Origin of the sequence: Radiobacillus sp. PE A8.2, assembly GCF_045635475.1 — a bacterium.
Taxonomy (GTDB): Bacteria; Bacillota; Bacilli; order Bacillales; family Amphibacillaceae; genus JBJGXI01.
The window spans coordinates 60792-76222 of sequence record NZ_JBJGXI010000004.1; the positions used below are offsets into that span (position 1 = coordinate 60792).

Here is a 15431-nt window from a genome sequence, read left to right on the forward strand (position 1 = left end):
AGGAGCCAAGCGTTTTTCAATACATTTAATACTATCATTAATAGTGCTAAACATAGTGCGTTCTATTTTGATATTTTAACTGTTATAGTAGTTTTTCACCAAAGTAATGGAACTGCTTAGATATCAGTAAGGATATCCTTTTTTCACTGAATAAGAAAGAACTAAAATTTGTGCATGTGTCTAGCTTTGAGCACGAGAAAACTAGGCAACTTCACGAATCTCCCTAAGATAAGTCATCATTGATTCAAGTTGTATGGAAGGTCGACTAGGTGCTGACTTGTCGTCCAACGTCGACATATCACCGATTTGGGGGCGTGATTTCTTTATCTCAGTCGATTCGCTCCAGTCGCTAGGTTTCTGAGCGATAATCTGCGCTAATCTTACCAGTCCATAATCCAACGTTTTATTTATACTCACATGAGTCAATTTCATAATTACCTTATACAGCTATCTTCATCCATATATTTCGGAGACGGTTTAATCCGACTATATATGGATGAAGATAGCTAAAAATCAGTATTATGAAATTGACTAAAGTAAGTAATTGTAATTTTATGTTAAAATAAACATAGAGTTTGTGAAGAAAAGCTATTAAACTTTCGAGGCAGGATTATTTAGCAAGAAAAATATTTGCAGGGGGAATTCAGTGAAGAAAATAATGATATATATTTCTATAGTTTTGTTGGCTATTGGGTTAGGTTACGGAGCTGCATATATTAACTCCCCAACTCAACATTCGGAACTTGATGTAGTTGCAACATCTATAGGATTTAATGATAATGAAGAAGCTGTTGTACAGGTTTTCTTTACGGTTGACTTAGATAAAAAGCCTATTTTTCCAAAACAACATATAGTAAATATTACATGGAGCCAAGGGTGGAAATTAGACGAGTACAACATAAAGAAAAACGGAAAATTCATGGATAGTAATGTAAGAGTTTCACATCAAATTAATAGTGGAAATGTGTCTTTACCAATTGATACAGAGGAAAATTTAGATGGAAATGATGTAGGTGATGGATACATAATATTAACTTCCGATGATAAAGAAATGCTGAGTCGAATAGAATCGTCAAGTGTAAGTGTCGATTTTTATTATCAAAGTTTTATTAAAGACTTTAAAATTGCTGATTCAACCGTTTGGAATAATGAAAATGTCTTACATTAAATAAGAATCTAAGAATATTCATTGCTTATTGCATTAACTGGAGTAATTAGTTGAGCAGGTGGCAGCGACAGCTTGTTCCACGACCAGTGCTTATATATTGTTTAATAAGAAAGTAACTGTGGAGGGGGAGCTATCATTAGAATTCATATTATTGGTGGTGCAGGTAGTGGAAAGTCATTTATAGCTGAAAGATTAAGCAAAGAGCTTAATTTACCACATTTTGATTTAGATAATATATTTTGGGATAATAATGCAAACGAATACGGAGTAAAAGCTCCATTAACTGAAAGAGATAATAAGTTAAAAGAGATAGTCGAACAACCTTTGTGGATATTGGAGGGAGTATATCTTAAGTGGGTAGCACCTAGTTTCAAATTAGCTGATAGAATATTTGTCCTTACTACTCCAATTGAAATTCAAGAAAAAAGAATATGGCATAGGTATGAGAAAAGAAAAAACGGTGTTATATCTTCAAAAAAAGAAACATTCGAGAGCATTATAGAACTAATTGAATGGAACAAAAAATATAATCATGATTTCTTATCAAACTTTGTTAGAGATAATGAATATAAAGAAAAAATAATTCAAGTTGATGATAATGAAGACGTCCTTGATTATTTTATTTAGATCTTCAACTATACTATATGAGGTTGTTTAAAAAGGTGCCAAATGATCAGCGGCGAATCTCTTCGTTGGTTCATCTTTCCGGTCCTCATGTAGGAAAAGCCTACAATGCGGTCCTCAAGATTTCACCGCCTCGACCTTCTTGCTGCTAATTCGTCACCTTTTTGAACACGTACTATATATAAGGGTGACTTATGTTTAATAAGATTAGGACAAGCAGCTAGGGGTTCATATTTCGTAAGAACTTTACATTTAATATGAATTTCCTTTGTACGTTCAAAAGAAAAAAATAATCAATTCATATGTTGACCGCATTCACACAATAGCTAGAAGAAACTAACTCAATAATGTGACATTATGATTATAAGAAATACAATAGGCGTACTGGAGGAATTCTTATGGCAGTAAGAAGAGAAGAACTGTACAAAATCATTGACAATATTTCAGAAAGAAACTTAGAAAAGGTAAAAGAAATCCTTGAAACTTTGACAAAATATGAAGAACAATTTGAAGAAGTTGAGCCGTCTAATGATGAGAAAAAAGTAATTAAAGAGGCAATTAATGGAGATTTTCATTCTTTTGAAGATGTTTTTAAGGATGAATTAGATGTTTGAGATTAAAGCTTCAAACAAAGCCAAGTTTGTTTAAAAACAAGATATTCCTACAAGACAAAGAATAAAAGATGCTTTGTTACACCTAGGAGAAGATCCTTATAATCGAAAAGAAAATGACATCAAAAAGATGAAAGGGTACAGCGTCACTTTTAGACTTAGAGTTGGTGATATCAGAATGATTTATAAGGTTGAAGATGAAAAAGTTATATTGTATGTATTAGATATTGACTTCCGAGGTAACATTTATAAATAAATACAGGATTAATAGGTTAGGGCCACTAATAATTGACTTAAATGAACGGATGCTTTAATTCAACAAAAGAATGGTCATATATTATTGGCAATTCTTTTCTTAAGTCATGATTTTATAATTTTCCGAATTTTATGTTAAAGGGGATGGGTATATAAAATAGGGAACTATTTGATGTACCAGATTAAATTAAGGAGAGGTACATATGAGTAATTCATTTATTGAACAAGTACATTATATTAGAATTCCTGTAAAAGATTTAGACCGGTCTGCACAATGGTATAGAGATGTTTTAGGGTTTCAGTTATTAAACATTACTGATGATCCATTTGCGATTTTAAAAGTAAATGAAGGACCTTTTTTACTTATCTTAGTTCCATCTGATGATGAAACTTTTGCACATTTTACAGTTAATAATGAATCAGCTTTTAGTATCGGATTTACAAGCTCGGAACTATTAAAATTGCATCAACACTTAATTAATAATCAAGTTAAGGTTGAGGATATACATGTAGATAATGGTCACGCCTATTTCTACTTTTATGATCCAAATGGTAATAAACTTCAAGTACACTGGTGACACGATAAATCACCTTATCTCATTAACGGGTAGCATTATCTCAAGATGGATATTCGCACCTGTTATTATATGACCGGCTACTTACTAAAAGATTTTACTGGAGGTACATATGTAAAGGAAATTAATAGTAGTAATTTTGTTATTGGTTATGCTGTTTCTCAGTGCTTGTAAAAATGATCAGGATAATCAGCCCGTAGAAAGTGAAGCTGCTGCTATTACTCAGGATGATAATCAACCAGTGGAAAGTGTAGATACTTCAACCACTCAACCAGATAAGAGAGATTATCAATCTCAAATTCTAAAAGTTGATACCGATTTAGAAATGAATAATGGTTGGCATATTGTTCCAGAAGATATTAATACAATGATCATTTCTGTGGAAGCTGAAAATGTTGAAACAATACTATTTTGGATTTCTGAAACAGGAACAGGGACTTGGGATGAGAGAGAACTTATTGGGTACGACAAAGATGGAAGTGATGGATGGTCTATTGAATGGGATTTCGGTGATAGGGTACTCCACGACCATATTTCTGTTCAAGCCTTGGGAAGTGACCATACCACACAAGCAAATACGTCAATCAATGTCCATTCTGCTGACAAGACTGATAAGAAATAAATGTAGTAATAGTTCTGTAAATAATTACACTTACCAGTCGCTAGGTTTCTGAGCAACAATCTGCGCTTTTCTTACCAGTCCATAATCCAACGTTTTATTTATACTCACATGAGTCAATTTCATAATTACCTTATACAGCTATCTTCATCCGTATTTAGTTCGGAGACGGTTTAATCCGACTATACACGGATGCGAATAGCTAAAAATCAGTATTATGAAATTGACTAACATAGGCAATAATAAAAAATACGATTACTTCTTATACATAAAGGGAATGTGTACAAAGGTTAGTTTCAGTGGCAACAACTTTATAGTGGGGGTTTGAAATTTATGAAAAACAAAATGGTAACCGTAATCCAGCAGTCTTTGAGTGAATTGATGGAAAGTGAACAGTTTTTACCAGGGCTAAAGGACGAAACAAGAGATCGTGCTTTTCAATCATTAGTTTCGATACTTACTACACCAAATCGTGTAAACAAATCATTTCTCCGTATTTCTTTAGATAACGGCAAAGTCGTTCGTATTCCTGCCTTTCGCGTCCAGCACAATAATACGCTTGGTCCCTATAAAGGAGGAATTCGTTTTCATGAGTCCGTGAATGAAGATGAAGTCGTTAATTTAGCTAAATTAATGACGTTGAAAAATGCACTCCACGATGTGCCATTTGGCGGTGGTAAAGGTGGCGTTGTCATCAACCCGAGAGAATATAGTGTAAAAGAGCTCAATTTAATTTGCAAGAAATACGTGCACTATTTTAGTGATACACTCGGTACAGAGAAGGACATACCGGCACCAGATATCGGTACAAGTGAGCGAGAAATGGATTGGATGATGGCTGAATTTAAATCGATTCATCCTGGGGAAACGTACCGTGGTAGTTTTACCGGGAAAAGTGTCATGAATGGCGGGTCGTTAGGGCGTCGTGAAGCGACTGGTAAGGGTGTCTATTATGCATACAGATATTTACTTCATGATTTTATAGAAGAAAATAAAAATCTTTTGGATAACAATAAAAGTAATCCATTTGTTAAGACCGCTTTTGAACATCGTAAGCGACCGTTAACTATCGCTGTTCAAGGCTTTGGTAACGTTGGTTCGGTAGCAGCACTGGAAGCGCACAAATGTGTGTATCTTCAAAATAAAGTCGTGGCGGTTAGTGATCGAAATGTAACGCTTTATAATTCTGAGGGTCTGGATATACCAGCTTTGATTAATTACAGTAATCAACATGAAGGTGATCTTCCTACAACGGAGAAAGAACTAGAAGCAGAGGACATAAAAGCAACGGTTCAAGATCGTGATGGTTTATTAGAACTAGATGTTGATGTGCTGTTTTTGGCAGCGCTTGAAGACCAAATTCATCAAGATAATTGTAAAAATATTAAGGCGCGAATTATCGTGGAAGGCGCCAATGCTCCTGTTACACAGGATGCAGATAAGTACTTGAGTAATCAAGGTGTATTAATTATTCCAGATATACTAGCAAATGCTGGTGGTGTGATTGTTTCATATTTAGAATGGATTCAAGGGAGAGAAACCCAGTTTTATAAGGAAGAACAGGTGTTCAAGCTTCTTTATGACAAAATGTCGGCCACTTTTAAGAGTGTGTTACCAGAATTTTTTAACGATCCACTGCCATTAAGGCAGAATTGCTATATACACGCGGTCAAGAAGCTTTCGACAATTTTATATCGTCAGGGCAAGCTTTATTAATATGCATTTTGGGGAGCCTAGGGAGCGCGCAAACAAAGCGATTATCCCCATTCGGCTCCCCACTTTTTCATTTCTTTTAACACTTTATGGAACGATTCTCCCTTTTCTGTTACCGAGTATTCGACTGTTACAGGAACAGTTGGAATTGCATTTCGGTTGATCATTCCTTTGTTTTCGAGATGTTTTAATGTATTCGTCAGTGCGTTCGGACTAATGCCATCAATCGATCTGCGCAGTTCGTTAAATCGCTTTGTTCCAGGGTATAATTCTCTAAGTACGAGAAATGACCACTTATTTCCGATGATATCTAATACTTTTTCAATAGAGCAAGGGATTACTTGCATTACATTTCACTCCTCTAGTAAATGTGGTATATAATCAAAATTATTTGCCCTATGCAATCAAGTATAATCGAATAAGGTAATTATAAAATAACTAAGTTAGATAAGTTGATTTTGTTCTTATGTTAAAAGTTGCTCGCCCATGTAGCTTGTGTGCAATTCCACTATATATTGTAGGGAAGTTAGTAATGTATTCTTAACTAAGTTAAAAAAAGATAACTATATCACAAAAAATTCACTACTTTAAATATTAAACTAGCTTTTGTAAAATAACAATGAAGGATTTTTTATAATAGTATGAAGCAATAAAAAAGAAGGATAATACCCTTTGAACGAGTATATTTACTACTTATAAAAATTTCATCAAAGTGACATCAAAACGAATTAAAGGAGATATGTCAAAATGGATTACGTTACATTGAATAATGGCGTTAAAATGCCACAACTTGGATTCGGTGTTTGGCAAGTGAAGGATGATGAAGCAACTGCTGCAGTTACCAAAGCACTTGAGGTTGGCTACAGATCGATTGATACAGCAATGATATATAAGAATGAAAAAGGTGTCGGGGAAGCACTTCAAGCAACATCTGTTCCTCGTGAAGAATTATTTATTACAACGAAAGTTTGGAACAGTGATCAAGGCTATGAAAATACATTACGTGCTTTTGATGAAAGCCTGGAAAGATTAGGTCTTGATTATGTCGATCTATACTTGATCCACTGGCCTACACCGCAATTTGATGATTATGTAGATACATATAAAGCATTAGAAAAGCTTTATCAAGATGGGAAAGTAAAAGCAATTGGAGTTTGTAACTTTGAGATTGAGCATTTGCAACGTTTGTTAGATGAATGTGATGTAAAGCCGGTATTAAATCAAATTGAGTGTCACCCCTACCTTGCACAAAATGAATTAAAAGAATTTGGCGCAAAGCATGACATTTTCATTGAAGCATGGAGTCCACTTGACCAAGGTGGAGAAGTGCTACAAGATGAAGTGATAAAAAGTATAGCAGCAGATCGCAATAAAACTGCTGCACAAGTTGTGCTGCGCTGGCATTTGCAAAATAACACAATCGTCATTCCAAAGTCGGTCACACCGTCTAGAATTGAGGAAAACTTCGATGTGTTTGATTTCGAACTATCCGAGGAAGACATGGCACAAATTAACGAAATTAACCGTAATCGACGTAAGGGTGCACACCCGAACGATATGAATAAACGATAATAAACCAGTGAGGCAAGGGGAACATCCCCTTGCTTCTATTAATAATATCAGAACTTAAAGTCGGGACCTTAAACCGGGTTCAGTTTCTGGAGGAGACTAAATTTCGTAGTATAAAAAGCAAAAAAACGCTCGAATTTGAATTGGAATTCTTTTCACTAGCATGTTCTGAAAGTGAGATAGTATGATCCAGAGGAGAGAAACTATCATTAATATTAAATATATCTCTCTCAAATAAGTAGATTGGCAGGCGCTGAAATGAAGGTTAAAGAAAAGGCGTTTTATAAAAATGGTGTTCACTACATAGTGAGGTCTGCTATTGTAACAGATGCCAAAAGCTTGATATACAAGCGTTCAAGAAGCTTTCAACGAATTTATATTGTCAGGGAAAATTGTATTAATTCTTGGAATAAGTAGCCCAAATCATAAACTGGTCTGGGTGTTTCTATGCTAAAATGAAAACAGGAAGAGGGCGATCACGCTGGAAAATAAAATTTATTTTGCAGTACAGGAGACAGAAAGCAGTGGGTATTGGATTTCGTTAATCGAACACTTTTTGAAATTAGCAAACACGATTGAAATCCATTGTTGGAATGAAGAAACCGAAGTGATCGAAGAAATAAAATCACTTTTTCAACATTCACTTGAAAGTACGCTCGAAGAAAATATGACCATATTTAAGGGGAGTAGCAATCCACGCATAGATGACTATCTTTTAGACAGGCACGAAAAAATAAAGTGGTTTTCTTTATTTTTATATAAAGATTCCAGTTCTATTTTTCATGCAGGTCATTGGGGAAAGGAATTCTACTCACCGAAAGCTTCTGATGATGATATTGCTTTTATTAAAAGCGTTATGCCAGCGGAGACCATCTATCACCAGTATTAACTTATAAATCATGATTGGAAGGCAGTAGAATGAAGGTTAACAAAAGTGAGTTTCATATAAAAGGGTTACACTTCGCAGTGAGGTCTGCTCTAGAGAAAGATGCGGAACAGTTGTCTACAGTAAGATGGAAAATCGACGGCGAGACCGAGAATTTAGACCGCGTCCAAGGCGAAGCATATATTGATGAGGCTGGATTCAAACAACTCATTTATGAAGACACAGAAAGTGCACGTAACCTATTTTTAGTCGCGGAAGTAAATGAAAGAATTGTAGGTTTTTCAAGATGTGAAGGGAGCGAATTACAGCGGTTCACGCACAAAGTGGAGTTCGGTGTATGCGTGTTAAAAGAGTATTGGGGATACGGTATCGGTGAGAACTTATTACAACAATCGCTAGACTGGGCTGACGCGGTTGTTGTGAAGAAAGTAACGCTAAAGGTGCTTGAAACGAATCAGAAAGCGATCAATTTATATAAAAAATATGGTTTTGAAGTTGAAGGTATCCTTAAAAAAGATAAGATCTTATCCGACGGAAAATATTATAATACGATCATGATGGGACGGTTTCATGGCTGACCAGTGAATGGTTAGTTCTTCTTCTGTTTCACCGGCCCATATTCCATTAATCGTCCTTCATAAATGAGCTTCATCCGCTCATTATTACGAAAATCTTCTGGTGTGATTAAGGCTGGTAGCTTATCCCATAATTTAATTCCAGATCGATTAAGCACTTCTGCAACGAATTGAGAGCAAAAGTAGGAATTACTAAACTCAATCGGTTCTTTTACCGAAACGCCAAGCACACCTAGAATATTATACAAGTATTTATCTCCGTTTCGGATAAACACGTTCAGGACGCGCTTCATTTTTTCGACGTCGCGTTCGCTAACGTCTAGCTCGTAAATGACACAGGTTGTTTCTGGATATTTGCTGTACGTGCCAGTCCAGATATCTTCTTTGACAAATCCACCATTGAGCGGGTTTTTTGGTTTTTTTCTGCCAAAGCTATATAACTCGTTTAGCTCTCGGTCAAAAGAAATAGATGCATGGTTATAGGGTGCTTTTGTATATTTTTTAATTAATGAAGTAAATAACGTTCCTGTGTCTGTCAATAATATATAAACGTGTCTATTTAGATCTCCCATGGAAAATCCCCTCTTTTAAAATCCGCACTAATCCCCTATTGTTAATTATACAGGAACTCCAAATTTTGCATATAGAAAGTGTGAATCTATTGGTTGAAACATTGTCTATGATAACTATTTTATTTCTTAGCTTATGTGTGATTAGCCTGATTCTTTACATATGGCGAAAAAAACAGCCGAACAAAGATTTTTCCCCAATTTGGTTACGTGTGAAAATGTGGTGGGGAATGTTCGTCGTGTTCTCTCTTGCCACACTATCTAATCCAGTTGTCACTTTGCTGTCATTGATGGTGTTATGCTTTTTTGCCTTACGAGAATATTTCTCTTTGTGGCAAACGAGAAAATCAGATCGGCGTTTATTTTTATGGGCATACGTAACGATTCCAATTCAATTTTACTGGATCTATATTGAATGGTATGGCATGTTTATTGTTTTTATCCCAGTATATGTATTTCTGTTTTTGCCATTACCGCGCATGATTGGTAAAGGGACGGTTGGTTTCTTACGTTCAGTTAGCTCCACGCAATGGGGTCTGATGCTGATGGTGTTTGGGTTAAGCCACCTCGCATACTTTCCATTCGCAACACCGCAATATGGAGCAAACTTAGTGCTATTTCTTGTCATTTTAACGCAGCTAAATGATGTGATTCAAAACATCTATTCTATTTATTTTGGAAAATATAAAATAGTCCCGTCTGCGAATCCGTATATTACGTGGGGTGGTATGGTATTTTCATTAGTAATGACGATGTTGGTTTCATTTTGGTTATTTAGATATTTAACACCATTTCCAGCGCTGTATGGAGTATTGTCTGGAGCAGTCATAAGTATCAGTGGCTTTATCGGTATTTTAACGGTATCAGTACTGCGGAGAGATTTATTACTTGGAAAAGATGGCAGTGAAAAACTTATAAAAGGTAGATATTTAAATAGGGTGGATAGCTTGGCATATACGGCACCGATTTTTTTTCATGTTACGAGGTATTTTTTTGAGTTTATGTAATAAATACTAGAAGCTAATATAGACAACGGGTAAATAGTTAAATGGAAGGCTACACAAAGAGGAGAATAGAACCTTTTTGTGTAGTCTTTCTATGTTAATTTCCCTTGCAGTGAAGGAATGTACTTTTACTTTTGTGTCACCTGGCTTTAAAATACCGTCATTTCCTGGTTCTTCAAGTGAAAATCTATGATCAAAATATAGCTGCTTTTTACAAATAACAATAGATTACAATAGGGTTTTTAATAAAATTACTGAAAATTCACAAAAATGACACGGTAAAGTTAAAAAACGATGGCTTGTTACACAAATGTGTGTCCACTACAATTTTATGTGTAAGCGTTTTATTTCTTGAGTTGATGAAGAGAGCAATCATGATTTTAGTCTCTTGAAATAAAAGCAAACAATAAATGGGAGGTGAATAAACCGCCTGCTTTCATGATGAACTTCAGTAAGATAGGCGTGTTTCTAAGATTCAACTAGACCTTGGAAGTGGTTGTTGGAAAGAAGAAAAAGTATGGTATGGAGGTTAATCAATGACGAAGAAATTTTCATGGACAGTACCTGTAATTGCCGCATTCATTGTATTACTGCTAAGTAGTCCATCCGTCTCAAATGCTGCCACGACAGATGGAGCAAATGATACCGTTTTTGGAGAAAACGTCTATGTTTTTACCGATGATATGGATGATGGTGATATCCAAGAGATCCTAGATCGTGAGTTTGCTATATTAGAAGATGGTGATGGTGGAGCTGAGTTTACCGATCACCGGGCTACATTTTACTTTATGCCAGGTGAGTACAATGTCGATATCGATGTTGGGTTCTACACCCATGTAGCTGGATTAGGACAAAATCCAGATGATGTAGTCATTAATGGCTCCTTTGATGTTGATGCTCAGTGGACAGAGGGGAATGGAACACGTAACTTCTGGCGTTCTGTTGAAAACTTCTCTGTCAAGGAAACTGCTAATCAATCAAAATGGGCAGTCTCACAAGCGGCCCCAATGCGTCGTATGCATTTTGATAAAACATTATGGTTATGGGATTTAACACCATCCTATGCAGCTGGTTGGGTAAGTGGAGGTTATATTGCTGACTCTGTAATTGATGCGAATGTACTTCCAGCATCTCAGCAACAGTTCTTTTCTAGAAATAATAACTATAACAAGTGGGATGGAAGCTTGTGGAATACCGTTTTATTAGGTGATGAAAGTAATGAAGCGCCTAATGGCTTAGCTCCTTACCCGGAGAGTACTTATACGATTATTGACGAAATACCAGTAGTAAGAGAAAAGCCGTATCTTTATTCTGATGATGGTGAATACAAGCTTTTTGTTCCTGAACTTCAAGAAAATCGGACAGGTGTAACGTGGGATAATGGTGAGCAAACACCTGGTACTTCAAGATCCCTTGATGATTTCTTTATTGCTAATCCATCACATAGTGACGAAGAAATTAACGCTGCGTTAGATAATGGTAAAGATTTAATTTTTACACCAGGTGTTTATTATGTGGATGAACCAATTGAGGTTAATGACCCTAATACCATAGTTTATGGGTTTGGCTACCCTACTATCATTCCACAAAATGGAACTACTGCAATGAAGGTTGCTGATATAGATGGCGTTCAAATTGCAGGACTTCTATTTGATGCAGGCGAAGTTGAATCGGAACAATTATTAGAGGTTGGTCCGGAAAGTAGTTCAGCTGATCATGCTGAAAATCCTATTTCTCTTCATGATATCTTCTTTAGAATAGGTGGAGCTCATGTTGGTAGGGCCGAAACAAGTGTCGAGATTAATGCTGACGATGTTATTGTTGACCACTTTTGGGTTTGGCGAGGTGACCATGGCACAGGAATTGGTTGGGATGTTAACACTGGAGACTACGGTCTCGTAACCAATGGTGATGACGTTACCATGTATGGTTTATTTGTAGAACACTATCAGAAATACCAAACATTGTGGAATGGTGAGAATGGACGCGTGTATTTCTATCAAAATGAAATTCCATACGATGTGCCAGACCAGGCATCATGGATGAGTCATAATGGTACGCAAAATGGTTATGCTGCTTATAAAGTAGCTGATGATGTTAATAACCATACATTATGGGGTGCGGGAAGTTATTCTTATTTCCGTGATGCGGATGTTAACTTGTACAACTCATTCGAAACGCCGAATAATGATGGCATTAGTATGAACCACATGACGACCGTTTGGTTGAATGGGATGGCAGGAAGTGAAATTGAGAACGTCATAAACGGCATAGGTGATAATGTCACAAGTAGCAGTGATATGGTTGCAAACGTCGCTTATTTCTTAGGTGGCGACGATCAAGCTCCAACTGTTCCTGCTAATTTAACTGCGAAAGCTCTTTCTAGTAATGAAATTGAATTAACATGGGAAGCATCGACAGATAATGCTGGAGTAGCTGAGTATAATATTTATCGTGACGGTGCACTTGTAGGTTCAACAACGTCCACCTCTTACAACGATACTGGACTAGATGCTACTAAGACTTATAGCTATACAGTTAAAGCTATAGATGCAGCATCAAACGAATCAGCAGCTAGTAATATAGCTAGTGCTAAAACTACTGCGGTAGAAATTGTGTTAGATCGGACTGGTTGGACAGCTACCGGAACCGTTAATGGTAACACAACGAATGCCAACAATGTACTTGATGGCAATTTAAATACTAATTGGCAATCTGGAACGGCAATGAGACCTGGTATGTTTATCACTGTTGATATGAAAGCAGAAAAAACCTTCGAGCGTGTTGTACTGGATGCCAATGGTAGTGGGGACTATGCACGCGGATATGCGGTATACGTTTCTAATGATGGTACGAATTGGGGAGACCCGGTTGCAGAAGGTACAGGTGAAACTGCAAAAATCTTTATTGATTTTGCAGAACAAACTGCTCGTTATCTTAAAGTAGAGCAAACAGGCACTGTCGATCCAAGCTGGTGGACGGTGAATGAATTAAGTGTCGTCGATTATGAAGGTTCTGAAGATCCTGGAACAGAAGATCCAGTAGATGTGACAGAACTAAAGAATCTAATAATTACAGCAAATGCAATTAAGAATGATGACGGAACCTATACGACTGATTCGTTCCAAGCATTACAAACTGCAATCTCGACAGCAGAAGCAGCAGTTGATACTGTCGAAACAGAAGCTGAAGTGACTGCGGCAGTAACAGCATTACAAGCAGCTATAGATGGACTAGTAGAAGACCCAGGAACTGATGAACCAGTCGATCGTTCGGAATGGGAAATTACAACCAATATTACAGCGGCACAAGGTGATACAGCCATTTTACTTGATGGAGTGGTTGACGGACGGTGGTCATCTGGTACACCAATGGAACCTGGCCAATATTTAATTGTAGATATGAAATCAGAGAGAACGTTTAATCAGGTGGTCTTAACACAACAAAATGGTGACCATGCACGTGCATATGAGATTTATGTATCTACGGATGGTACGAATTGGGGGACGCCTGTTGCAAGTGGATCTGACATAGAAGAAGCTAATCTAACGATTGATTTCACAGAGCAAACAGCACGCTATGTCAAGATTGTACAAATGGCAACGTCCACTAGCTGGTGGTCAATTAATGAGCTTGATGTCATTTATAACGGTGAAGAACCCGTAGATGTAAGTGAACTTGAAGCTTTAATCACAACAGCCAAAGCAATCTCCAATGGAGACAGTGCATACACGGCAAGTTCGTTCGAAGCATTACAAAACGCAATCGTAGCAGCAGAAGCAGCGCTTGGCACGGTTGAAACAGATGCAGAAGTAACGGCGGCAGTAGATGCATTGCAAGCGGCGATTGATGGTTTAGAAGCAACACCAGAACCGGTGGATGTGAGTGCATTAGAAAACCTAATCACAACAGCTAAAGCAATCTCCAATGGAGACGGCGCATACACAGCAAGCTCGTTCGAAGCATTACAAAACGCAATCGTAGCAGCAGAAGCAGCGCTAGGCACGGTTGAAACAGATGCAGAAGTAACAGCAGCAGTAGATGCATTGCAAGCAGCGATTGATGGTTTAGAAGCAACACCAGAACCGGTAGATGTGAGTGCATTAGAAAACCTAATCACAACAGCCAAAGCAATCTCCAATGGAGACGGTGCATACACGGCAAGCTCGTTCGAAGCATTACAAAACGCAATCGTAGCAGCAGAAGCAGCGCTTGGTACGGTTGAGACAGATGCAGAAGTAACAGCAGCAGTAGATGCATTGCAAGCAGCGATTGATGGTTTAGAAGCAACACCAGATCCGGTGGATGTGAGTGAACTAGAAGACTTAATCACAACAGCTAAAGCAATCTCTAATGGAGACGGTGCATACACGGCAAGCTCGTTCGAAGCATTACAAAACGCAATCGTAGAAGCAGAAGCAGTGCTAGGCACGGTTGAAACAGATGCAGAAGTAACAGCAGCAGTAGATGCATTGCAAGCAGCAATTGATGGTTTAGAAGCAACACCAGATCCGGTAGATCCAGAGGACCCGGAAGATCCAAAAGATCCCGTTGACCCAGTAGATCCAGAAGAACCTGGAACAGAGGAACCTATTACTGAAATAGGAACAGATGGTACTTTTGTAGAAGTTGCTGCTGGTAAGGAATACACAATCTCTGGTACGAATGCAAAAGTGAAGATGCCAGCAGATTTACCAGCTGGAACAAAAGTGAAGGTAACAAAAGTAAATCCAGATACTACTGATAAAGGCGTGATCATCGCAGGTGATGTACTTGAATTTACATTTGAGTATCCAAATGGAGAAACACCTCCTGCAGGACCATTCACATTAGTATTAAGCTATAATGATGACGTCGACCCTAACTTAGTAGCAATTTACTATTATAATGAAGAAACAGGAGAATGGGAGTACAAAGGCGGAGAAGTAGATGAAACAAACCAAACAATCACATTAGAAGTACCACACTTCTCTACGTATGGTGTGTTTGTTGAAGCCGCTAATGAACAACCAGAAGATCCAAGTGACGATCAAGACGAAGAAGATGAATTACCAGATACAGCGAGTGGCATGTTTAACTGGTTACTAATCGGTATCATCTTGTTCGCAATCGGTGCGGGTATTCTTGTTTTTCAATATAGAAGAAGAATGAGTAATTAAAGGGTAGATTGCGAGTATAAGTAAAAAAGGCTGTCCGACAGGGCAGCCTTTTTTACTTAGGTCTAAAAAATAAGTGCAGAAAAATTAGCTATTGTTGTTGCGCA

14 protein-coding genes are annotated in these 15431 nt (G+C 37.3%); 12 read left to right on the forward strand and 2 right to left on the reverse strand.

Going from position 1 to position 15431, the window contains the following annotated elements:
• Window positions 1–646: 646 nt before the first annotated feature.
• The 7 genes from ACI6MV_RS03480 (at window position 647) to ACI6MV_RS03510 (ending at window position 5568) form a co-directional block, all read left to right on the forward strand.
• Window positions 647–1168, forward strand: coding sequence for a hypothetical protein (locus ACI6MV_RS03480; protein ID WP_407268546.1), 522 nt, complete (start codon window positions 647–649; stop codon window positions 1166–1168).
• Window positions 1169–1318: 150 nt separating this feature from the next.
• Complete coding sequence (locus ACI6MV_RS03485) at window positions 1319–1795, forward strand: P-loop NTPase family protein (protein WP_407268640.1); 477 nt, start codon at window positions 1319–1321, stop codon at window positions 1793–1795.
• Between the two features lie 395 nt (window positions 1796–2190).
• Window positions 2191–2406 (forward strand): hypothetical protein, encoded by a 216-nt coding sequence (locus tag ACI6MV_RS03490; RefSeq protein ID WP_407268547.1) that lies wholly within the window; start codon window positions 2191–2193, stop codon window positions 2404–2406.
• A 61-nt stretch (window positions 2407–2467) separates the two neighbouring features.
• The gene (locus tag ACI6MV_RS03495) at window positions 2468–2659 is read left to right on the forward strand and encodes a type II toxin-antitoxin system RelE family toxin (RefSeq protein ID WP_407268641.1); all 192 of its coding nucleotides are present in this window, start codon (window positions 2468–2470) and stop codon (window positions 2657–2659) included.
• Between the two features lie 202 nt (window positions 2660–2861).
• Window positions 2862–3236 carry a VOC family protein gene (locus ACI6MV_RS03500; RefSeq protein ID WP_407268548.1) on the forward strand — a complete coding sequence of 125 codons (375 nt, stop codon included), beginning with the start codon at window positions 2862–2864 and terminating at the stop codon, window positions 3234–3236.
• 148 nt (window positions 3237–3384) lie between these two features.
• Window positions 3385–3855, forward strand: coding sequence for a hypothetical protein (locus ACI6MV_RS03505; protein ID WP_407268549.1), 471 nt, complete (start codon window positions 3385–3387; stop codon window positions 3853–3855).
• A 330-nt stretch (window positions 3856–4185) separates the two neighbouring features.
• Window positions 4186–5568: a Glu/Leu/Phe/Val family dehydrogenase gene (locus ACI6MV_RS03510; protein ID WP_407268550.1), complete on the forward strand. Its 1383-nt coding sequence runs from the start codon at window positions 4186–4188 to the stop codon at window positions 5566–5568.
• A 41-nt stretch (window positions 5569–5609) separates the two neighbouring features.
• Here the strand turns inward: ACI6MV_RS03510 and ACI6MV_RS03515 are convergent, their stop codons facing one another.
• The gene (locus tag ACI6MV_RS03515) at window positions 5610–5912 is read right to left on the reverse strand and encodes a winged helix-turn-helix transcriptional regulator (RefSeq protein ID WP_407268551.1); all 303 of its coding nucleotides are present in this window, start codon (window positions 5910–5912) and stop codon (window positions 5610–5612) included.
• A 400-nt stretch (window positions 5913–6312) separates the two neighbouring features.
• On the opposite strand from ACI6MV_RS03515, the gene ACI6MV_RS03520 reads away from it, so the two are divergent.
• From ACI6MV_RS03520 to ACI6MV_RS03530, 3 genes are all read left to right on the forward strand, one after another.
• On the forward strand, window positions 6313–7137 hold the full coding sequence (locus ACI6MV_RS03520) for an aldo/keto reductase (RefSeq protein ID WP_407268552.1): 825 nt from the start codon (window positions 6313–6315) through the stop codon (window positions 7135–7137).
• A gap of 553 nt (window positions 7138–7690) precedes the next feature.
• On the forward strand, window positions 7691–8023 hold the full coding sequence (locus tag ACI6MV_RS03525) for a hypothetical protein (protein ID WP_407268553.1): 333 nt from the start codon (window positions 7691–7693) through the stop codon (window positions 8021–8023).
• Between the two features lie 29 nt (window positions 8024–8052).
• Window positions 8053–8598 carry a GNAT family N-acetyltransferase gene (locus ACI6MV_RS03530; protein WP_407268554.1) on the forward strand — a complete coding sequence of 182 codons (546 nt, stop codon included), beginning with the start codon at window positions 8053–8055 and terminating at the stop codon, window positions 8596–8598.
• An 11-nt stretch (window positions 8599–8609) separates the two neighbouring features.
• Here ACI6MV_RS03530 and ACI6MV_RS03535 read toward each other — a convergent pair whose 3' ends face one another.
• Window positions 8610–9167, reverse strand: a complete 558-nt coding sequence (locus ACI6MV_RS03535; protein ID WP_407268555.1) for a hypothetical protein — start codon at window positions 9165–9167, stop codon at window positions 8610–8612.
• 107 nt (window positions 9168–9274) lie between these two features.
• Here ACI6MV_RS03535 and ACI6MV_RS03540 point away from each other — a divergent pair, with 107 nt between their 5' ends.
• Both ACI6MV_RS03540 and ACI6MV_RS03545 read left to right on the forward strand, forming a co-directional pair.
• Window positions 9275–10171: a phosphatidate cytidylyltransferase gene (locus ACI6MV_RS03540; protein WP_407268556.1), complete on the forward strand. Its 897-nt coding sequence runs from the start codon at window positions 9275–9277 to the stop codon at window positions 10169–10171.
• Window positions 10172–10704: 533 nt separating this feature from the next.
• Window positions 10705–15327, forward strand: a complete 4623-nt coding sequence (locus tag ACI6MV_RS03545; protein WP_407268557.1) for a discoidin domain-containing protein — start codon at window positions 10705–10707, stop codon at window positions 15325–15327.
• Window positions 15328–15431: the final 104 nt, after the last annotated feature.